The sequence below is a fragment of the Yoonia sp. I 8.24 genome (assembly GCF_022096995.1).
Taxonomy (GTDB): domain Bacteria; phylum Pseudomonadota; class Alphaproteobacteria; order Rhodobacterales; family Rhodobacteraceae; genus Yoonia.
This window is the reverse complement of the sequence record NZ_JACXGQ010000004.1, coordinates 314,692-334,303: the sequence shown is the minus strand read 5'-3', so window position 1 is coordinate 334,303 and position 19,612 is coordinate 314,692. Positions and strand designations below refer to the sequence as shown.

Genomic DNA, 19,612 nt, shown 5'->3' with positions numbered 1-19,612 from the left:
GCGCCGATCCCTGCGTTCTATCATTCGTCAAAGAGGTATTATAACGATACCCATATGGACGAATTGCAAAGCAATGTGATTATCGGTGTCGACGGCGGTGGAACTGGCTGCCGGGTTGCGATTGGTACGGTCGAAGCGGGTGTGCTGGCGCAGGCTGAGGGCGGTCGCGCCAATGTTACCACTGATATCGATTGTGCTATCACCAACGTTATTGCTGCGATTGATGCCGCCGCAAAAAATGCGGGCATCGCGCCTAGCGCGTTTGCAGCAGGCACTGCGCATTTGGGGTTGGCCGGAGCGATCACTGCAACCCAAAGATCGCGTATCGCGGGGGCGCTGCCATTTGCGCAAGTCTCCGTTACCGATGACCGCGCCACGACATTGGCAGGCGCATTTGCAGGGCAAGAAGGTTACTTGCTAGCCGTTGGGACTGGCACGATTGTCGCTACAAACAAGGGAGGGGCTGTGCGATCCGTCGGCGGATGGGGGCTGCAAATTTCGGACCAAGGCTCGGGGGCTTGGTTGGGGCGTGCGGCGCTCGAACATGTGCTTCTGTGTTATGATGGGCTGGCGGAGTGGTCAGAACTGTCGGTCACGCTTTTTGCGCAATATGGGGATGACCCTAGCGCGGTTGTAGGCTTTGCAACTACCGCAACGCCAAGCGATTTTGGTACCTTGGCCCCTGCGGTCATTGCGGGCGCGATTGATGGCGATATATGGGCGCAATCTATCTTGCAACGCGGCGCGGATTACATGGCGCGCGGCCTTACGCAATTGGGGTTTCAGCCGGGGGATGCGCTTTGTTTCCTTGGCGGGCTGGGGCCACATTACGCGCGGTATTTGCTCCCTGCATATCTCGCCGGAAAAATGGATGCGAAGGGCAGCGCATTGGACGGTGCCTTTGCGCTGGCACGGGCGGAACACCAAGGCGGGTCGATATGAGCGGAGTAAAAAAGGCCTATCTGGGCGCGCAGATCTTTGATGGGCAAACCCTGCATGATGACCATGCTTTGGGTGTGGGCGGCGATGGCTATCTGTCTGTTTTGCCGCGTCAGGCTTTGCCTGAGGGATGTCCGATCACGCATTTGGCGGGCGGGGTGATTGCCCCGCGGTTTGTTGATCTGCAGGTCAACGGTGGCGGCGGTGTCATGTTCAACGATGATCAATCCGTCGCAACATTGCGTGTGATTGCGCAAGCACATGCAACGACGGGGACCGGGGCGATCCTTCCGACGCTGATCACCGATACGCCCGCGCGGACCGCCGCTGCCATTGACGCGGTTGACGCGGCCATTGCGCAAAAGGTCGACGGGATTGTCGGTATTCACCTCGAGGGGCCACATCTTAGCGTGGCACGCAAAGGCGCGCATGATCCGCATTTGATCCGCGCGATGGATGATATGGATTTGCGCGTATTGCTGAACGCTGCTGATCGATTGGCCAATGTGATGGTTACACTTGCCCCTGAAAACGTGACACCTCTTCAAATCAAGCAGTTGTCTGACGCCGGGATTACCGTGTCTTTGGGGCATACGGATGCGGATGTTGATACCTGTCACGCTGCATTTGATGCAGGCGCGCGCTGTGTGACACATCTGTTTAACGCCATGAGCCAATTGGGTAGCCGCGCACCCGGGTTGGTCGGCGCGGCCTTAGCGCGGGACGATGTCTATGCCGGGCTGATTGCGGACGCGATCCATGTTCACCCAACGACGATGCGTATTGCATTGGCTGCAAAGCCGCAGTCAGAGCGCGTGTTCTTGGTAACCGATGCGATGGCTACTGCCGGATCAGATATCCAAAAGTTCAGTCTTAACGGGCGCGACGTGTTTCGCCATGACGGCCGACTGACGTTGGATGACGGAACACTTGCGGGCGCCGACCTTGCCATGCCGCGCGCGATTGATGTGATGGTTGAACAGGTAGGCGACGATATCGGCCAAGCGTTTGCGCGGGCGACATCAACCCCGGCCCAATTGCTGCGTGATCCGGGCACCGCGGGCATGATTTCGGGACACAAGGGAACCGCGCTTTATCGCAAGCGCGACGCGATAACGGGTCAGGACGCGGTGCAGGTGATAGGCTAGCTTGCCCTATGCGGCTTCAAGCAGCGCAAAGATGCCGACAAGCACGGCATAGCAGATCGCGCCGTAGCGCAGGTTCCAGCGCCATGTCAGTGTTGTGGGCGGGATCTTGGACGCCGCCGCGATCAGTAAGGTGGCCGTTGCATTGGGGGATGCAAACATTGAAATCGCCCAACCGGCGCTGAGCGCGAAAACAATATGCGTTGGATCGGCGGGCAATGCCGGAAAGGTTTGCACCACCTGTCCGATGAACACGACAAGGATGATCGGGCTCAGCGCGATTTGTCCACCGAGCGTGATCAAGATCGGCAAAATCGCTAAAAATAGCCAGCCGGGTATCGCCCCGAGGTCTATGTGCTGGCTCATCTGTGCAAGTGGTAGCACCTCTGCCACGGCACGCCCGATGAACCCAGAAAGCCCGAGCGCAATGGCGGACCGCGTCAATCCCGCCGCGTCGGTCTTGAGCGCCTGCCAAAATAACGTCATCTGATTGGATAGTGGCAACCCCTTGGGTTTTTGCCATGTGAACCAGATAAAGGTCACCAACGGGGCCACAAACATCAGTGAAAGCGCGGTACTAAACCCCATCGTGATCTGAAGCACTGCCGTGGCACCAATAAGCGTTGCGCAGACACATCCCAATCGCACAAGCGCGGTGCCGGGCCACGCGGGCGGCGCATCTTCTGTTCCGGGCGGCGTGCTATTGCGCCACTCGAACCGATCATAGGCCAAGCCGATGCCCATCATCAGCATGGATGTCGCGATGCCAACGCAGATGATTTTGATATGATCGATATCTGTGAACAACGTCAAAAGCACCGCCTGCCCCAACGTTGTGGGGGCCCAGAGCAAAATCCACGCAAAGCCCCGCAAAAGGGCTGACATCTGACGGCGTTCAAGGTCGTGGTCGATGCTGCCATCGCTGCGTCTCGTGGTTGATTGGATCAATGGCGCCATCAGGCTTACGGCTGCGAAATTGAGAAACACCCCCAAAATATGTCCGCCCGTGGCGGTCGCGACAAACCTGCGCCCTGTGGGTTGCCGGGTCAGATACCGCCCGACGGCCAATACCGATTGCGAGTTTTCGGCTGCGAGTTTGAGCGCGGTGAGCAGGGCGATAAAAGCTGCGAAATAGGCAGCGAGGTCCATCGCGATGAACAAGGCTGCGTGATCTTCCGGATCTTGCCACAAGATAGCGGCGAGCATCAATGACGCCAGAAACAAAAGCATTTCGCGTAACGTGCTTGTCTTCATGCCAAGCAAGCACAGGACAACAAATAATATGCGTGCGACGGTATGCGCAAAATCCCCGCCAAATGTATTGGCGGCCAAAACAGCCGCAGAATCAGCTATCAGCACAATGGCAAGCAGCGCGCGCATCAGTTAGGTTGCCCTGAATGGGGGGATTGTTGATGTTTATGAGCCTGATACGTGGCGGGGATGCAGAGGTCGACATTCGCGCGGCTATCTCTTGGACGCCGCGCGACGATACTGCCGGGCTGGACCCCGCGGGTATAGCCACAGTTGTCGATCAATTGCCGCATGCTGGCCTGACGTTTGTTTTGTCCGAAGCGGCGCCCGCCGGGGCAGGGGTTCTGAGCAGCCATGCCTGTGATATTCCTGACAGTGATAAACTGTTGCGCGTGGATGAGGTTTGTTTTCCAGTCGGGGCCGTTGCGCATCGGCACACGCATAGTGGCGCTGGCCTGCGCCATCTTGTACGCGGGGCGCTGCGGATCGAGGCGGAGGGTCATACCCAAATCGTCAGCGAGGGCGACAGTTGGTTTGAACCGATCACATCCCCGGTGCGCGCTGTTGCCTTGCAGGGCATCGGCGTCACAAGTTTTGTCCGGGCTATGGTGATCCCAGCGTCTTTTGCAGGCAAATCCACCTTTGCCTTGGTGGATCCGGCTGATGCTGCATTGCCGCGCTTGCAGGTAACCCACCGCCATATTGATCTACCGCTTTAGGTCGATGCCGGATAATGATCCGACAGGGACGACGTGCGCCAATCTGGATTGGGGTCGCTGGGCTCCGACACGTAACCTGCGGCTTTGATCGCTTCAATCGCACAGTATTCATCCTTGTCGGATGTATCGCCGCTGATGCCGACCGCGCCGATGGTCACGCCTGCGTCTTCGACCAGAACGCCACCGGGCACCGGAATAAGCCGACCATCTGATGCTGTCGCAAGAGCCGCCTGAAACGTTGGCCGTTCACTTAATCGGTCCCGGATGAGACGGCTTGAAATGCCCATGCCCAGTGCGCCGTAGGCTTTGCCAAAGGCCACATCGAACCGGATCACGCCTGATCCGTCTTCGCATTGCATCGCGACCATCTTGCCGCCAGCATCAAGCACCACAACCGTCAAAGGCAGCAGGTTGGCAGCGCGCCCAAGGCGCAGCGCCTCGGTGATGATTGCGTTTGCTTTTGCAAGCGGCAGGCTGGTGTGTAAGCGCATTTTCTTTCCTTAGTTAGCTGCGGTGCCAAGACCTGACCACCAAGCGGCAAAGTCAAAGTTCGGAAGCCATGTGACGATTTCAGGGAACATCAAAAGCGCAGCAATGGTGATGACGTCCGCGATAAAGAACAATGCAACGCCGCGGAAGACTTCGCCAAGTGGAATGTCGGGTCGGACGCCGTTGACGACAAAACAGTTCAGCCCGATGGGCGGCGTGATTAGGCAAATCTCGGCCATTTTTACGGCGATAATGCCAAACCAAATCGGGTCAAACCCAAGCGCGATAACGGCGGGGTAAACAACAGGAAGCGTCAGCAAAAGCATCCCAATCGCATCCATGAACATGCCCAAGACAGCATAGGCCAGCAAGATGCAGATCATGATCGTCATTGGACTATAGGGCAGGTTCACAACCCATTCGGTGAACGCGCCAGGGATGCCCGAAAATCCAAGGAACCGCACAAAGATCAAAACGCCCCAAATCAGCGAGAAGATCATCACGGTCAGCTTGGCTGATTCCATCAATGACGCTTTGATCGAACTGAGCGGCGTGCCCCGAACCAATGCCAAGACAAAGACCACAAACGCACCAAGCGCGCCGGCTTCGGTTGGGGTTGCCCAGCCGCTGTAGATCGATGTCATGATGATCACGACAACAATGATAATCGGTGAAATGCCGGGCAGGGTGCGCATCCGGTCGCCCCATGTGAAACCGGTCACGGATGGCGCGGCTTCGGGTTTGAGCATCGCCCAAACGATAATGATGCCCGCATAAACGATGGCCGAAAAAATGCCGGGCAGGAAGCCCGCTAGCAACAGTTTGCCGACGGATTGCTCAACAATAATCGCATAGATCACAAGGATCGCAGAAGGTGGGATCAACGTGGCGAGCGTGCCAGCCGAAGCCACAACACCCGCCGCCATGCGTCTGTTATACCCGTATTTGAGCATCTCAGGGATCGCGACCCGGCTAAACACCGCTGCGGTCGCGGTGGACGCACCTGATACGGCGGCAAACCCCGCGGTGGCAAAGACTGTCGCAATCGCCAAACCACCGGGCAACCAGCCCAGCCATTTGCGCGCGGCATCAAACAGCTGTTGGGTCATGCCTGCGTGGAATGCCAGAAAGCCGATAAAGATAAACATTGGCAAGACGGATAGGGCGTAGGTCGATGATTTCGCATGCGGAATGGTGCCGACGATGCCCGCAGCCGGGCCCCAGCCACGTAATTCAATCAGGCCCAATAGGCCAACCACAGCGGCGGCAAAGACCACACGCACGCCCATGATAATGAGCCCAAGCAGCAGGCACAGTGTAATAACGCCGACCAAGAACGGGTCGGACATGCCGATACCAATAATCATGATTCATCCTCAGGATTAGAGAAGTCGACGTCATCGCCCATAACTTCGTGAATTTCGTCTTGGGCCTGTTCGGCGGCGTCTTTGGTGATGACGACCCCAATTGGTGTCGCATGCGGATAGATAAAGAGCCGCACCGCGCCGATGAATTGCAGCGCAAGCCGTATCCACCAGATAGAGAACGCGATCGGTACCAAAAGTTTTGAGGGCCACGTCACATATTCAGCGTCGATCGTGGTGTCGCCCAGCGTATAGGCGCGCATAAAGTGGCCGTAGCTGTAATAGATCAACACGCCAATGATAAACATTGCGACTGCGGCGCCAAAGGCTTCAAGCAGCCAAAGCGCCCGACCGCGTAAGCTGCCGACCACCAATTCCATCCGCACATGGCTGCCGATTCTTTGGGTGTAAGCGGCCCCGAGAAACGCCATGCTCGCCATCGAAAGCTCAACCAGATCGATATAGCCGCCGATCGGGGTATTAAAGACGGTGCGCAGTACAATTTGCAGAACACCTAAGATCATCAACGCCATGATCGCAAAGGCTGCCAGCAGATTGGCTAAGTCCTCTATGGGGATAAACCCGCGGTGAAGCCGGGCAAGCAGACTACGGTCTGCCGATGTATCATCTGGCATTGTTGGTCTCTATTTTATCAAATGTGACGGCCGGCCCCGACAAGGGACCGACCGAGAAAAACCTATTGGTTTTGTGCTTCTTCTGCGTAGGCCCAAACGGCGTCAAACAGGCCTTGGGCATCGAATTTTTCGCTATTGTCTGCGATCCATGCGTCCCAAACGGGCTGTCCTGCAACTTCGCGGAATTCAGCGATTTGGGCGTCGGAATAGACGATTTCCTGCATCGTATCTTGGAAGATAGGCAGGTTGATTTCGTCTTGGGCCGCATAGGCGGCTTGTTCGATGTCCATGCCCATGCCGCGCAGATCCATCAACAGGGTCTGATACTGCTCGGGGAGCGCGTCATAGGCTGTCTTGTTAAAGACCCATCCGCATTCTGACGTGCCGGGGGCAAGGTTGGATGTGTACCAATCGGCTTCTTCTGCGATGCCAAAGCTGACGTGCGCATATGTGTAGGGGAATGCGGCAGCATCAAGCGCGCCCCGTTGGAATGCCGTTGATGTTTCGCCCGCAGGCAGGGTCTGCTTGGTTGCGCCAAGCGCTTCCATCGCGCTGCCAAGCCCGCCGCCCGCGCGCACCCGCAAGCCTTCCCAGCCGCTCAATTCGGTTGGTGCATCACCTTTGCCGAGGATCTCGTATTGCGGTAGCAGGCCAGACATATAGGGCATCGCGTTCCATGCTTCCATGTCGGCGACGATGGCGGGATGTTCAAACATTTTGGCACGTACATATTGATCTACGGCCGGGTCACCAAGCGGCAAGAACGGCAGCGAAAATACCATCCAAGCCGGGTTTTTGCCGGGGTGGTAGAAATTGCAGATTGCGGCGCCTTCAAATGCGTTCAGCTGGAGCCCATCAAGGTTTTCGCGTGCACCAGACAGTTGCCCGCCGTAGAATATTTCGATGTTAAAGTTGCCACCCGTTTGTGCGGCAACTTCTTGTGCGATGGCCTCCATCCCTGCGGATAGCGCACGTGGGTTGCCCCACATTGAAAAGCTCCAATTGACTTCGGGGCCTTCAACGGTTTGCGCTGATACGGCTGTTGAACCCAGCAAAAGACCCGTCAGGGCTACGCGTAAAGTGTGTTTCATGTCATCCTCCCAGATGGTTTCGGCGGTTTGTCTCGCGGTATGCGATTACCAGGCGCGGTTGCTTTTACGCGCCGTGTCGTAAGTTGGGAGGGTGCATGTCTTCTGGCCGATCGCATGATCGGTGACCATATTATTGTGCTTCACTGCGGCTCCCCCCGTCTTTGGATTGTGAAGCTGGCATAATATCGATATTATTGCAATATATTAGTTTAAATCGTTAGAAGGGTGTCCGGCGCTCCAAACCCCAACTAGATGTCCTTGACCAAACGCAAAGCGTCATAAATGGCTGCATGTGTGTTGCGTGCTGACACTGCGTCACCAATACGGAACAATTGAAACGCCCCATCTGGATTGCGATTTTGCACCTGCGGGTGGCCCGTGATGAGGTCTTCGTAATCCACTTCACCAAGGTTCGATGAGGCCGGGCGCAGGTCGAAGTAGAGATCATCCATCGGCAATGTGCCGTAGTTGATCACCACTTGATCATAGGTCTTTTCAGCGGTGAAATCGCTGTAATCTGTGCCAATCGTTGCCTTCAACAGATTGCCCGCTGGGGTGATGTCTAACAGCCTGCGGGTGACAGTGAACGTGACATCCTTATCTTGCAATGCACGCATGTAGGGAACCAAATTCATGGCCATAATATCCGGCGCAAAGACGCGATCTGGGGTCATCACCTCAACGGTGGCCCCGGCATTGGCGGCGACTTCGGCAGCTTGTAGCCCCGGATGATCACCGCTTTCGTCATAGATCAACACATTCTGTCCGGGCTTCACATCGCCTGCGATGATATCCCAGCTGGTCACAGCGCGCCCTTGTTCAACGCCGCTTTCAAACAATTCGGTGTTTGGTAACCCGCCAGTGGCGATGATCACGACATCGGGGTTCAATGCGGTGACATCATCTGCCTCGGCCCATGCGTTAAAGTGAAATGTGACGTCGCGCGCAGCGCATTGCGCCATGCGCCAATCAATGATGCCGATCATGTCACGTCGTCGGGCCGATTGTGTGGCCAGCCGGATTTGACCGCCGGGATCTGGCTGCGCTTCGAACACGGTTACCCGGTGACCACGTTCGGCAGCGACGCGTGCGGCCTCTAGCCCCGCAGGGCCAGCACCGACGATCACGACATGTTTGGGCGTTTTGGCGGGGGCGATCACATGCGGCATCGTTAATTCACGCCCAGTGGCCGCGTTATGGATGCACAGCGCGTCACCTGCTTGGTAAATGCGGTCCAGACAATAGGTCGCGCCAACGCAAGGGCGGATGTCGTCTTCGCGGTTCTCTGTGATCTTTTGGACGATATGCGGATCAGCCATATGCGCGCGGGTCATGCCCACCATATCCAAAAGCCCGGCTGTGATCGCATGGCGCGCAGTTGCGACGTCAGGAATACGCGCGGCATGGAATGTCGGCATGCCAGTGGCCGCTTTGACCCGGCCTGCAAAATCAAGATGCGGGGCGCTGGGCATGCCTTGCACAGGGATCACATCTGTCATGGCAGGGTCGGTATGGATGCGACCCCGGATCAGGTTCAGAAAATCTAGCTGCCCTGTCGCGGCAAGGGTTTTTGATATTTCGATGCCGTCGTCTTCGGTGATACCGCCTTTTTGCGCCTCGTCGGCGGTGTAACGAAATCCAACGATGAAATCCTCACCCACACGTTTGCGAATTGCGCCGAGGACATCCAGCGGGAATTGTAGCCGGGTTTGCAAGCTATCTGCGCCGTAGGGGCCGCTCAGATCATTGGTCAGGGGCGACCAGAACTGATCCAGCAAATGCCCGTAGACCTGCAATTCAATCCCATCCATGCCGCCTGCTTTCATGCGTTCGGCGGCATCTGCGAAATCGTTGATAATGCGTTCTATATCCCAATCTTCGACCAGTTTGGGAAAGGCACGGTGGGCGGGTTCGCGGTGTTTGGACGAACTGACCGAAGGCAGCCAATCACCCTTATTCCACGCGGTACGTCGCCCCAGGTGGGTCAATTGGATCATCACAGCTGATCCATGTTCGTGACAGGCATCCGTGAGCCGCTGAATCCACGGCACGACATCATCACGGTACGCCAGCACGTTATTAAACACAGGCGGGCTGTCTTTGGATACGGCCGCCGATCCTGCGGTCATCGTCAATGCAACCCCTGCCTTTGCGCGTTCGGCGTGATAAGCGGTGTAGCGGTCCTTAGGCATCCCGTCTTCGGGATAGGCGGGTTCATGGCTCGTGGTCATGATCCGGTTCTTGAGCGTCAGATGTTTGAGCTGATAGGGCTGCAACAGCGGATCGTTCGACATGGGTTTTCCTTTCGTGCGCCCTCGCGCTAGTGCCACATATCTGGCATTGCTTCTTTTTTGCGCGCAATAAATGCTTTCAACGCCGCGTCCTTATCCGCATCAAGCGGAGGTGGCTCATATTGTGCCAGTTGCGCTTTCCAGCGTTGATTTGCCCGTGTGGCCATATCAACCCGCCCGTTTTCATCCCAAGTTTCCCAAGGTGTATTATCATCAAGCGCGCTATCCCAATATGCGGTTTCGTAGTGGCGCAATGTATGTTGGCAGCCGAACATATGTTGGCCCGGTCCGCCTTCGGCCAAAGCTTCAAAGGCAAGCGTGTCTTCGTTCACATCAACCCCACGCAAGTAAGCATGAAGCGCCGCGCAAACGTCAATATCCATCATCATCTTTTCGTAGGACATGGATAAAAGCCCATCCAAATACCCGGCCATGTGCATGATAAAATTGGCCCCTGATTGCACGGCTGACAGGGCGGACATCATGCTTTGTTGCATGGCTTGCCCGTCAGGCAGTTTGGAGGTGGTGAAATTCCCCGCGCAGCGCAGCGGCAATTTATAGCGGCGCGCAAATTGCCCCATGATCAGGCTCGCCGTCGCAGGTTCAGGCGTCCCAAATGTCGGAGAGCCAGACCGCATCGCGAGTGAATTCATAAAACTGGCGATCACCGCGGGCGCACCGGGTCGTTCAAGCTGTGTAATCGCGGCGCTGACCAATGTTTCAGCCAAATTTTGCGCAACCTGCCCGGCCATGGTCAGTGGGGCAACGGCCCCGCCCAGCAAAAAGGGCAGGTGGATCGACCCTTGCCCGGCGCGGGCATAGGCGCGGATGCCTCTGCTCGTGACCCCATCAATGACCAGGGGCGAAGTGGTGTTAAAGTTACCCATGATCACGCAGTGCTGATCGACATATTCCGCCCCAAATAGAATACGGCACATCTCGATCGAATCTTCGGCGCGTTCGGGGGCGGTGACTGACCCCAAGAACGGCCGATCTGAATACCGCATGTGGGCATAAACCATATCAAGGTGGCGTTTGTTGACAGGGATATCTGTGGGTTCGCAGATGGTGCCGCCTGAATGGTGCAGCCAAGGTGTTGACTGCGCAAGCTTCACGAGGTTTTCAAAATCGTCCAATGTAGCATAGCGCCGGGTGCCGTCCATTTCCATGATGAAGGGGCTGCCGTAAGAGGGCAAAAATACCGAAGCATCTGTGCCAATCTCAATCGATTTTGTCGGGTTGCGTGCATGTTGCGTGAACCGTTCAGGGGCGGTGCGCAAGATGTCACGCGCGAGCCCCGGTTCAAACCGCAGCCGCCATGCAGGATCGCCCGCAGAGCCGGTGACATTTTCAACAGCGACGCCACGCGCGCGAAACAGCTCAACCACCTCTGGATCATCACGAAACTCGATCCCGATCTCGGACATGATCCGATCCGAGGTCGCCTCGATCTGATCAAGCTGGTCTTCATCTAGAATTTCATAGGGTTTGATTTTGCGCGTAATGAAAGGCGTCACAAGATGTGGGTTTTGTCCCGGGGCCGAAGAACGCGCACGGTCGCCACCGCGCCGTGATCTGCGCGTCTTGAGCGGCTTTACCTCAATATTCATCTGCAAGTCCTTTCGGGAGGGGCTACACGTAGGCTCTGCCCAAATACTGGCGCGGACAATTGCAAAAAAATTTGATATGGCTTAGAAAAATTGAGCCAAATTGTGATATGTTATAAGTATATCAGTATATAATTTGGATATATGGATAGATAAATTGTCGCAGCGCCCCTATAATCTACCGTCGATGACTGCGCTGGTGAGCTTTGAGGCCGCCGCGCGTCATGTGAGTTTTAAGAACGCAGCAGTAGAGCTGAACGTGACCGCCGCGGCAATCAGCCATCAGGTCAAATCACTTGAGGCGGATTTGCAGCGCCCCCTATTTGACCGCCATCACCGTGGTGTTGAACTGACTGAAACTGGGGCTTATCTGATGGTCGCGATCCAGCGCGGGTTTGAAGGAATTGATGATGCAATCGGTCAGCTGCGCGCCCGTGCGCCCAAGGCCGCAGTCACGATCCGGGCGACGACGGCGGTCAGTTCGCTTTGGCTGACACCGCGATTGGCGCAGTTTTGGCGGGCGCACGGTAATATTTCAGTGGCACAGATCGTGAGCGACACGGATCAGACTCAATCTGATTGCGACCTCAGCATTCACTACGGCGATATTACACAAGAAACGGGCATATGTCGGGCGCTGTTCCACGATCAGATCATGGCCTTTGGCAGCCCCAGCTTTGCCGCCAAGCACAGGGTTGAAACTGTCGCAGATATGGCGAAAATCCCGCTGATCCATCTGGATGCGCCAGACACGCGCTGGACCAACTGGCAAGAATGGTGCGGCGCGTTAGGCTATCATGGACCGCTGCAAAATACACACCAAGTGAATAATTACGTCATCGCATTGCAAGCCGCCCAAGACGACATGGGGGCTGTTTTGGGGTGGGATGGGCTGTCGGACGCATTAGTTACATCCGGCAAATTGGTAAAACTATTGCCCAGCGGGGTCGCCTCACCCAAGGGGTTTTATGTGAAATTGCACCCGCGCGCCTCTGGCAAGGCGCGTCTTGTCTACGATTGGTTGGCGGGTGCTTGATCGCCCGCGCTAGGTCATAGAAATCACCACATTCCCGCACTTGTGCCCGGTATCGACATGCGCATGGGCTGCCTTCATTTCATCGAACGGATAGTTGCGATCGATTACCGGTTGGAAGATGCCCTGCGCCGCAAGTTGGGTCACCGCTTCGATGATTTCGCGACGTTCAGAGGCGACGCCGCCAATCAGCCGCTTGCCCGCGAGCCGGGCCTTAAGCGACCCAAACAGCATATCCGATGTCTTGCCTGCGATCAGAACCATCTGCCCACCGGGGCGTAATGCGTGGCGCGCCTGCGCCCAAGGAAGTGTGCCAACTGCATCGACAACAGTATCATACAACATGCCGTCAGTGATGACGTTTTGGGTCTGGTAATCGATCACTTGATCTGCACCCAAGCCTGTGACCATCTGCGCGTTTTTGGCGCTGCAAACAGCCGTCACATGCGCGCCCAGATGCTTTGCGATTTGGACACAGGCGGACCCGACAGACCCTGATGCGCCGTTGATCAACACCTTTGTGCCCGGCTGGAGCTTTGCTTTGTTGACCAGAAAATCATAGGCTGTCGTGCCGCCAAATGGGATGGCGGCAGCTTGTTCGAAACTGATGTTATCTGGCTTTCGTACGAGCTTGCCGTCCGATGGCATCGTGATAAATTCCGCATGAGCGCCAAAGCTGGCTCCGGGAAATCCGATCACTTCGTCACCTGGCTGGTAACTGGTGACCTCTGATCCCACGGCGGCAACTACACCTGAAAATTCAGTACCGAGGACCGGTTTGCGCGGCCCCGTTATCCCAAACACAAGCCGTCCCATAAATCCAAGCCCCTTTGGCATAGTGAGGCTGCGGGCGCGCCAATCGCCTGCGCTGACAGTCGTCGCGTGTATTTTGACCAGCACTTCGTTCGGTTGTGGCGTTGGTGTGGGCAGGGTGACTTGTTCCAAGACGTCGGGGGAGCCATAGCGTGAATATGAATAGGCAAGCATCGGTGGTCTCCTTTATGCTGTTACGGTTTGGGTGGGGGATATGCGGCTGCCCCAAATTAGCAGCCATAGGCCAAAGCTGACCTCTGAAATTGTGACGATCACAAGCAGGCCGATGGCGGCGTAGTTGATCAGCGCGATATCGATGAACGCCAGCGCGGCAACCCCTTGGATAAGGTAGCCAAACGCACCGATAAACAACCCGCGCCCCAGCAGATGTGGCACGATGTTGGATTTAAGGATCAGCCAACCAAGCGCCAATAGATGCACGCCAAAGAAAAGCTGCCAGACAAAGACGCCCATCGCGTGGGCTTCAAAACAGAACTGAACAAGCAGGGTTGGGCCTGCATCGCTGTGCAGCAAAAGATAGGGCATCACCCAAAGCAACAGGTTGATCCCCATCACCGTGATCATACCCGCCCGCGAGATCAGCGCGATCATCGACATGGTCGGTCCGACATGGCGGAACATTTGGAACAGTATCGCCGTAATGGCGAGCTCGAACAGGATCACTGCGCTATCGGCCAAAACCCCAAGCTTAAACAGCCCGAGGTTTGCCATCAGATTGGCGCTGGATGATGCGGCATCACTTGCGACGATCTGCGTCGGCACATAGCCAATGCTAAACCCGCCGCAGACCGCAATGGAAAGATAAAGCGCGCCGGCCATACGTGCCGCCTGCGGGTCCCAGTTATTCTTTGAGATGGATGTCATTTGCCTATCCTTTCTGTGTTGGCGAAGGTCTACGATCTGTCGTGGTCTATGCGAATTGACCAATTTTCTAATTTTGATATGCATATCCGCATGGATTGGCGTGCGGTAAAATTTGACTGGAACAAAGCACGGGCATTTCTTGTGACCGCAGAGGAAGGGTCTTTGTCGGCTGCCGCGCGTGCATTGGGCATGGCACAACCCACCCTTGGACGTCAGGTCGATGGGCTTGAACAAGAACTTGGCGTGGTGCTGTTTGAACGAGTCGGCCGCGGTCTGAGCTTGACCCCAAGTGGGATGGAACTGCTTGAACATGTCCGCGCGATGGGCGAAGCGGCGCAACGCGTGTCGCTCACGGCACATGGCCAATCGCAGACGCTCGAAGGGTCCATTTCGATCGCCGCGAGCGAAACCTATGCCGCTGTTTTGCTTCCTCCGATCATCGCCAAACTGCGCCAAGAAGAGCCGGGCATTCAGGTTGAGATCGTCGTCTCAAATCGCGCCAGTGATTTGCGCCGCCGCGAGGCCGACATCGCCGTGCGCAATTTTCGACCAACAGAGCCTGACCTGATCGCCAAGAAAATCGGTATGGCGGATGCGATACTCTATGCGGCACCCAGCTATGTTGAAAAGCTGGGGAACCCGGCGGTACCCTATGATCTGCGGCACGCCGATTTTATCAACTTGGACCATTCGGGGATGATGCTGAAGGGGCTCAACAGCCTTGGTCTTGGGCTCACCGAAGCTAATTTCCCGCTTTTGACCGAAAGCTATCTGGTCATGTGGGAATTGGTCAAACAGGGTGTCGGTATCGGGGTGTTGGATGCCTTTATTGGTGATGCAGAACCTGCTGTGGTGCGGGTCTTGCCAAACCTAGAGCCGCTCAGGTTTCCAATTTGGCTTGTCGCGCACCGTGAACTGTCAACCAGCCGCCGTATCCGCCGCGTTTACGATTTTCTTGCCGCAGAATTGAAACGCTGAGGCGCCACCCGCGCGTGATCGTGGTGCCGCCGAAACCTTTACGCCACCCCGCCCGTACAGGTTATTGCATGGTAGTACTTGGATAATACCCGTCCCGAACCTTAATGCGCTAGGGTCCCCGGCACTGCAAAGCCTAAGGAGGGACACATTGGCGAAGTTTGTACACGCGATGATACGCGTTCTGGACGAAAACAAATCCGTCGCATTTTATGATCAAGCATTCGGGTTGAAGGTTGCGGAGCGTCTGGATTTTGACGGCTTTACACTGGTTTACCTTTCCAACGCGGAAAACACCTTTGAGCTGGAACTGACCATCAACAAAAGCCAAAGCGCGCCATATGACCTTGGGAACGGGTATGGCCACACGGCATTTGTTGTCGAGGACGTCGATGCTGAACATCAACGGTTTGAGGAGGCCGGGTTCGCCCCGCGTAAGCTCGTTGATTTTGCACATGAAGGAAAAACGCTCGCCCGGTTTTTCTTTGTTCAGGACCCTGATGGGTACGAAATCGAAGTGATGCAGAGGCTCGGGCGCTACCAATAATAAAATCCAAGGGGTGATGCTTTGGCTATGAACACATGGCAGGCATGTGGCTCGTGGGCGACGACATGCCGCAAGAAAGCAACCGCGTCACGCTCAATACTGACGTCAAGGATCAATGGGGTCTTTCCGTGGTCAATGTGAATTTCTCGGATCACCCGAATGACATTGCCATGCGTGACCATGCATACAGCCAAGGTCAGGCGGTTTATGATGCCGTTGGCGCGACCCGGACAATGCCAACACCGCCGTACCCATCCACCCACAATTTGGGTACCAATCGGATGTCGGCAGACCCGAAAGATGGGGTTGTGAATAAATGGGGCCGGACCCACGACGTTGAAAATCTGTATATTTCAGACGGATCGCAATTCACGACAGGCGCCTCGGAAAACCCGACCCTTACGATTGTGGCGCTCGCAATTCGGCAGGCTGACCATGTCGCAAGCGAGATGTCTCAGGGCAATCTCTAGGGTGGATATATACAAAGCTGGACGGCCCCGCGGTTTGAGGCGGGGCCGTATTCGTTCGGCGGGACTATGTGTCGCTTCAGTGCTGCGTGCTTGGGGTGGCCGTCAGACGCGCCCGCTCACGGTTATTCTCGGCTTCGACCTTTAGAATATCTTCGGCAGGCAAGGTTTCAAAACTGCCAGATTGCGCGGACGGGATCAGCCCTTGAAGCTGCAGGTCGATAAAGCGCAAGCAGCACACCCTGAGAAACGATGTGAAGTTCCCCAGATCGTGCCCTTCGTCGATCGACTCGTTATAAAGTTGATGCAAAAGCTGCGGGACATTCATGTCATCGTTGGCAGCGATTTCTTCAAGAACTGTCCAATACATGCTCTCTAGCCTGACGCTTGTGACCATACCATCCATCCGGATTGACCGCGTGTGGCTTGTCCACATTGCGGGGTCCGCACCAACAAACAATCTGCACATCTTGAGGCTCCCATTCATCCCAAATAATTAGATTATTTTTAACGGATAATCGGCTGATACGATAGGCTTCTCGTCGCCCAGCCGTGTCTTAGCCGGGTTTGTGCCTATCGCCCGCATTCGGGCTTGTCGGGTGTTATCTTATAATATAACGAATTAGCATCCGGTGGAAGTCTGAACACAATGCGCGAACAAGCGTCGATCCACAAAGAACCCGATCGGGCTGTGTCGACTGTGTTCCTTTCTAACATCTGCGGCGACGAAGGAATCGTCAACATGCACAGGCTCTTACTGGGTTGCACAGCCTAACCATTCTTCTCTTAAACGATGGAAATTAAACATGAAAATCGCATCATTTCTCGCTTTATCTACGCTTATCACGACGCCCGCTTTTGCCGAAGAAACGCGGCATGTGGGCAGCCATGAACATGGTGTTGGCCAGCTTAGTATTGCCTTTGATGGCACGCAAATCGCGATGGAACTACATGTCCCCGGCGCCGATATTGTTGGGTTCGAATATGCCGCTGAAAGCGCGGAAGATCGCGCGGAAATCGCCGCAGCTCTGTCCGTGCTGGCGCAACCCATGGTACTGTTTGTCCCATCTGAAGCCGCCCAATGCAGCGTTATCGACGCGGATGCCGCGTTGGCAGGTGACGATGATCATGACGACCACGCTGACCATGATGATCATGACGACCACGATGACCATGATGATCACGACGAGAGTGGAAGTCACACCGAATTTCAGGCACAATATTTGTTAGACTGTGCTGATACCTCTGCACTCACCGAGATTGCCTTTGCCTATTTTAATGCATTCCCCAACGCGCTTGAAGTTGACGTTCAATTCGTATCGGATGCAGGTGCAACAGCATTCGAAGTCGATCGTGATGCGCCGTTGCTTGACCTGAGCGATGTGAACTAACCAAGGTATTTCGTGACTAATTCGGATCATATTCTTGCGCTGAGCGATGTCAGTTTCCGGTGGCCGGGGCAGACATCGTTTGCGTTGAATGTCCGTGATTTTCGGCTAGATCCGGCTGAAACCGTTTTGCTACTTGGTGAAAGCGGGTCGGGGAAATCGACACTATTATCTTTGATCTGTGGTACGATCTTGGCTAAATCGGGTAGGGTGCATGTGGCCGGAACGGATATCGGCGGCCTATCGTCTGGTCAGCGCGATAGGTTTCGGGCCGAACAGATCGGGCTTATTTTCCAACAGTTTAACCTGCTTCCATTTGCAAGCGTGCGCGATAACATCTTGCTGCCGCTGCGGTTCGCCCCTGACCGGGCAGGGCGGGTGTCTGCGCCCTTGGCAACGGCTGAACGCCTTTGCCGTGATCTTGGGTTGCCTGAAGATGTGATGGCGCAAAAGGCCGGAAGGCTAAGTGTGGGTCAGCAACAGCGTGTCGCCGCGGCGCGCGCGTTAATCGGCACCCCGCCTTTGATCGTCGCGGATGAACCGACCTCTTCTTTAGATGCCGTGACGCAAGCCACGTTTCTTGACTTGCTGTTTGCACAATCGCGCGCGCATGGCAGCACGGTGATGATGGTCAGCCATGACTCACGTTTGGCAAACCAGTTTGACCGGGTGATCGACATGGCCGATATCGCACACACCACAAGATATGCAGCATGATTTTGCGTCTGGCCTTTGCATCGCTTTTGGCGCGCGCGTTAACGGTCGCGATGACTATTCTGGCGATTGCTTTGTCTGTCATGCTGTTTTTAGGGGTGGAAAAGGTCCGCACCGGTGCGAAGGCCAGCTTTGCCGATACGATCTCGGGCACCGATTTGATTGTCGGGGCGCGGTCTGGTTCGGTACAATTGCTGCTTTATTCTGTGTTTCGGATCGGGAATGCGACGAACAACCTGACTTGGGAAAGCTACCAAGATATCGCCGAGCGTCCAGAGGTCGATTGGATCGTGCCGATCTCTTTGGGGGATAGTCATCGGCAATTTCGGGTGATGGGCACCACCACGGCGTTTTTTGACCGCTACAAGTATCGGTCAGGGCAATCGCTATCCATCCAACATGGTGCGGTTATGGATGATCTGTTTGACGCGACCATTGGGGCCGATGTTGCGCAGACCTTGGGTTATGCGGTGGGTGATCCGATTGTGGTGGCGCATGGGCTGGCTTCTTTTACTGAGCATAAAGACCAGCCTTTTCGTGTCTCGGGCATCTTGGCCAAAACTGGCACGCCTGTTGATCGCACGGTGATCGTCAGCCTTGCGGCGATTGAAGCGATCCATGTGGATTGGCAAAGTGGCGCGCAGATCCCCGGTCAATCGACTCCCGTGGATGAAATCCGCCAGATGGACCTGCAACCGCAGGCCGTGACTGCCGCCTTGGTCGGTGTCAAAAGTCGGTTGCAAATCTTTGGCCTGCAACGGGCAATTAACGAATATCCGCAAGAGCCACTGCTTGCCATTCTGCCCGGCGTGGCACTGCAAGAGTTGTGGCAAATCGTGGGGATCGCTGAAACCGCCTTGGTCGCGGTGTCTGCGATGGTGATCGTCACGGCTATGATCGGCATGATGGCCACCATTTTTTCGAGCCTCAATGAACGCCGCCGGGAAATGGCGATATTCAGGGCGATGGGCGCGCGTCCCTGGGTCATTCTTAGCCTCTTGGTGCTAGAGGCGGCTTTGATGGCCGCACTTGGCGCGTTGCTTGGATTGGTGCTGTTGTATTTGGGGCTTTGGGTGGCGCAGCCGCTGATTGATAGCGCCTTTGGGCTTTGGATTCCCATTGTGGCACCCAGCATGAGAGAATTTTGGGTGTTACTTGGTGTTGTTTGCGCTGGCGCAATCGTGAGTATGGTACCCGCAATCAGAGCTTACAGATTGTCCCTTGCCGATGGTATGATGGTCAAAATCTAGGCCTTAGGG

The 19,612-nt window shown here is 55.8% G+C and carries 19 protein-coding genes and 1 pseudogene; 10 read left to right on the top strand and 10 right to left on the bottom strand.

Annotated features, from left to right (window positions below; translation table 11 throughout):
• Positions 1–54 precede the first annotated feature (54 nt).
• Positions 55–942, top strand: a complete 888-nt coding sequence (locus Yoon_RS10230; RefSeq protein WP_238112103.1) for a BadF/BadG/BcrA/BcrD ATPase family protein — start codon at positions 55–57, stop codon at positions 940–942.
• The gene (gene nagA, locus Yoon_RS10225) at positions 939–2,087 is read left to right on the top strand and encodes an N-acetylglucosamine-6-phosphate deacetylase (protein ID WP_238112102.1); all 1,149 of its coding nucleotides are present in this window, start codon (positions 939–941) and stop codon (positions 2,085–2,087) included. Before Yoon_RS10230 ends, nagA begins: the two co-directional genes overlap by 4 nt.
• Before the next feature lie 6 nt (positions 2,088–2,093).
• On the opposite strand, the gene Yoon_RS10220 is transcribed toward nagA, so the two are convergent.
• The gene (locus tag Yoon_RS10220; protein ID WP_238112099.1) at positions 2,094–3,464 is read right to left on the bottom strand and encodes a hypothetical protein; all 1,371 of its coding nucleotides are present in this window, start codon (positions 3,462–3,464) and stop codon (positions 2,094–2,096) included.
• Between the two features lie 38 nt (positions 3,465–3,502).
• Between Yoon_RS10220 and Yoon_RS10215 the strand changes: the two genes are divergently transcribed.
• Positions 3,503–4,054, top strand: a complete 552-nt coding sequence (locus Yoon_RS10215; protein ID WP_238112098.1) for a cupin domain-containing protein — start codon at positions 3,503–3,505, stop codon at positions 4,052–4,054.
• Here Yoon_RS10215 and Yoon_RS10210 read toward each other — a convergent pair.
• The 6 genes from Yoon_RS10210 to Yoon_RS10185 form a co-directional block, all read right to left on the bottom strand.
• Complete coding sequence (locus tag Yoon_RS10210) at positions 4,051–4,545, bottom strand: heme-binding protein (protein ID WP_238112096.1); 495 nt, start codon at positions 4,543–4,545, stop codon at positions 4,051–4,053. The genes Yoon_RS10215 and Yoon_RS10210 overlap by 4 nt on opposite strands.
• Before the next feature lie 9 nt (positions 4,546–4,554).
• Entirely contained in the window at positions 4,555–5,910 is a 1,356-nt protein-coding gene (locus tag Yoon_RS10205; RefSeq protein ID WP_238112095.1) for a TRAP transporter large permease, read from the bottom strand.
• Positions 5,907–6,542 (bottom strand): TRAP transporter small permease subunit, encoded by a 636-nt coding sequence (locus tag Yoon_RS10200; RefSeq protein ID WP_238112094.1) that lies wholly within the window; start codon positions 6,540–6,542, stop codon positions 5,907–5,909. Before Yoon_RS10200 ends, Yoon_RS10205 begins: the two co-directional genes overlap by 4 nt.
• A gap of 62 nt (positions 6,543–6,604) precedes the next feature.
• Positions 6,605–7,633, bottom strand: a complete 1,029-nt coding sequence (locus Yoon_RS10195) for a C4-dicarboxylate ABC transporter substrate-binding protein (protein ID WP_238112093.1) — start codon at positions 7,631–7,633, stop codon at positions 6,605–6,607.
• Between the two features lie 248 nt (positions 7,634–7,881).
• Positions 7,882–9,927 (bottom strand): NADH:flavin oxidoreductase, encoded by a 2,046-nt coding sequence (locus Yoon_RS10190; protein ID WP_238112092.1) that lies wholly within the window; start codon positions 9,925–9,927, stop codon positions 7,882–7,884.
• A 26-nt stretch (positions 9,928–9,953) separates the two neighbouring features.
• Positions 9,954–11,534, bottom strand: coding sequence for a trimethylamine methyltransferase family protein (locus tag Yoon_RS10185; protein WP_238112091.1), 1,581 nt, complete (start codon positions 11,532–11,534; stop codon positions 9,954–9,956).
• Between the two features lie 154 nt (positions 11,535–11,688).
• Between Yoon_RS10185 and Yoon_RS10180 the strand changes: the two genes are divergently transcribed.
• Complete coding sequence (locus tag Yoon_RS10180) at positions 11,689–12,567, top strand: LysR substrate-binding domain-containing protein (RefSeq protein WP_238112090.1); 879 nt, start codon at positions 11,689–11,691, stop codon at positions 12,565–12,567.
• Between the two features lie 9 nt (positions 12,568–12,576).
• On the opposite strand, the gene Yoon_RS10175 is transcribed toward Yoon_RS10180, so the two are convergent.
• Positions 12,577–13,551 carry an NAD(P)-dependent alcohol dehydrogenase gene (locus tag Yoon_RS10175; RefSeq protein WP_238112089.1) on the bottom strand — a complete coding sequence of 325 codons (975 nt, stop codon included), beginning with the start codon at positions 13,549–13,551 and terminating at the stop codon, positions 12,577–12,579.
• Positions 13,552–13,563: 12 nt separating this feature from the next.
• A complete protein-coding gene (locus tag Yoon_RS10170) occupies positions 13,564–14,262 on the bottom strand; it encodes a DUF4386 domain-containing protein (RefSeq protein WP_238112087.1) in 699 nt (232 codons plus the stop codon).
• Positions 14,263–14,340: 78 nt separating this feature from the next.
• Between Yoon_RS10170 and Yoon_RS10165 the strand changes: the two genes are divergently transcribed.
• From Yoon_RS10165 to Yoon_RS10155, 3 genes and pseudogenes are all read left to right on the top strand, one after another.
• Positions 14,341–15,240: a LysR family transcriptional regulator gene (locus Yoon_RS10165; protein ID WP_238112225.1), complete on the top strand. Its 900-nt coding sequence runs from the start codon at positions 14,341–14,343 to the stop codon at positions 15,238–15,240.
• A gap of 148 nt (positions 15,241–15,388) precedes the next feature.
• The gene (locus Yoon_RS10160) at positions 15,389–15,784 is read left to right on the top strand and encodes a VOC family protein (RefSeq protein WP_238112085.1); all 396 of its coding nucleotides are present in this window, start codon (positions 15,389–15,391) and stop codon (positions 15,782–15,784) included.
• 26 nt (positions 15,785–15,810) lie between these two features.
• Positions 15,811–16,254: pseudogene (locus Yoon_RS10155) on the top strand (GMC oxidoreductase); the annotation flags it as partial.
• A gap of 76 nt (positions 16,255–16,330) precedes the next feature.
• Here the strand turns inward: Yoon_RS10155 and Yoon_RS10150 are convergent.
• Positions 16,331–16,720 carry a ribbon-helix-helix domain-containing protein gene (locus Yoon_RS10150; RefSeq protein ID WP_238112083.1) on the bottom strand — a complete coding sequence of 130 codons (390 nt, stop codon included), beginning with the start codon at positions 16,718–16,720 and terminating at the stop codon, positions 16,331–16,333.
• Positions 16,721–17,057: 337 nt separating this feature from the next.
• Between Yoon_RS10150 and Yoon_RS10145 the strand changes: the two genes are divergently transcribed.
• The 3 genes from Yoon_RS10145 to Yoon_RS10135 are packed head-to-tail and all read left to right on the top strand — an operon-like array spanning position 17,058 to position 19,603.
• Positions 17,058–17,642 carry a DUF2796 domain-containing protein gene (locus Yoon_RS10145; protein WP_238112082.1) on the top strand — a complete coding sequence of 195 codons (585 nt, stop codon included), beginning with the start codon at positions 17,058–17,060 and terminating at the stop codon, positions 17,640–17,642.
• Between the two features lie 12 nt (positions 17,643–17,654).
• Positions 17,655–18,356, top strand: coding sequence for an ABC transporter ATP-binding protein (locus tag Yoon_RS10140; protein WP_238112081.1), 702 nt, complete (start codon positions 17,655–17,657; stop codon positions 18,354–18,356).
• A complete protein-coding gene (locus Yoon_RS10135) occupies positions 18,353–19,603 on the top strand; it encodes an ABC transporter permease (protein ID WP_238112080.1) in 1,251 nt (416 codons plus the stop codon). Before Yoon_RS10140 ends, Yoon_RS10135 begins: the two co-directional genes overlap by 4 nt.
• Positions 19,604–19,612: the final 9 nt, after the last annotated feature.

What these genes read in the sequence shown, in the direction of transcription:
- Yoon_RS10230 (WP_238112103.1), top strand. Translation starts at nt 55, where the DNA reads ATGGACGAATTGCAAAGCAATGTGATTATCGGTGTCGACGGCGGTGGA.
- nagA (WP_238112102.1), top strand. Translation starts at nt 939, where the DNA reads ATGAGCGGAGTAAAAAAGGCCTATCTGGGCGCGCAGATCTTTGATGGG.
- Yoon_RS10220 (WP_238112099.1), bottom strand. Translation starts at nt 3,464, where the DNA reads ATGCGCGCGCTGCTTGCCATTGTGCTGATAGCTGATTCTGCGGCTGTT.
- Yoon_RS10215 (WP_238112098.1), top strand. Translation starts at nt 3,503, where the DNA reads ATGAGCCTGATACGTGGCGGGGATGCAGAGGTCGACATTCGCGCGGCT.
- Yoon_RS10210 (WP_238112096.1), bottom strand. Translation starts at nt 4,545, where the DNA reads ATGCGCTTACACACCAGCCTGCCGCTTGCAAAAGCAAACGCAATCATC.
- Yoon_RS10205 (WP_238112095.1), bottom strand. Translation starts at nt 5,910, where the DNA reads ATGATTATTGGTATCGGCATGTCCGACCCGTTCTTGGTCGGCGTTATT.
- Yoon_RS10200 (WP_238112094.1), bottom strand. Translation starts at nt 6,542, where the DNA reads ATGCCAGATGATACATCGGCAGACCGTAGTCTGCTTGCCCGGCTTCAC.
- Yoon_RS10195 (WP_238112093.1), bottom strand. Translation starts at nt 7,633, where the DNA reads ATGAAACACACTTTACGCGTAGCCCTGACGGGTCTTTTGCTGGGTTCA.
- Yoon_RS10190 (WP_238112092.1), bottom strand. Translation starts at nt 9,927, where the DNA reads ATGTCGAACGATCCGCTGTTGCAGCCCTATCAGCTCAAACATCTGACG.
- Yoon_RS10185 (WP_238112091.1), bottom strand. Translation starts at nt 11,534, where the DNA reads ATGAATATTGAGGTAAAGCCGCTCAAGACGCGCAGATCACGGCGCGGT.
- Yoon_RS10175 (WP_238112089.1), bottom strand. Translation starts at nt 13,551, where the DNA reads ATGCTTGCCTATTCATATTCACGCTATGGCTCCCCCGACGTCTTGGAA.
- Yoon_RS10170 (WP_238112087.1), bottom strand. Translation starts at nt 14,262, where the DNA reads ATGACATCCATCTCAAAGAATAACTGGGACCCGCAGGCGGCACGTATG.
- Yoon_RS10165 (WP_238112225.1), top strand. Translation starts at nt 14,341, where the DNA reads ATGCATATCCGCATGGATTGGCGTGCGGTAAAATTTGACTGGAACAAA.
- Yoon_RS10150 (WP_238112083.1), bottom strand. Translation starts at nt 16,720, where the DNA reads ATGTGCAGATTGTTTGTTGGTGCGGACCCCGCAATGTGGACAAGCCAC.
- Yoon_RS10145 (WP_238112082.1), top strand. Translation starts at nt 17,058, where the DNA reads ATGAAAATCGCATCATTTCTCGCTTTATCTACGCTTATCACGACGCCC.
- Yoon_RS10135 (WP_238112080.1), top strand. Translation starts at nt 18,353, where the DNA reads ATGATTTTGCGTCTGGCCTTTGCATCGCTTTTGGCGCGCGCGTTAACG.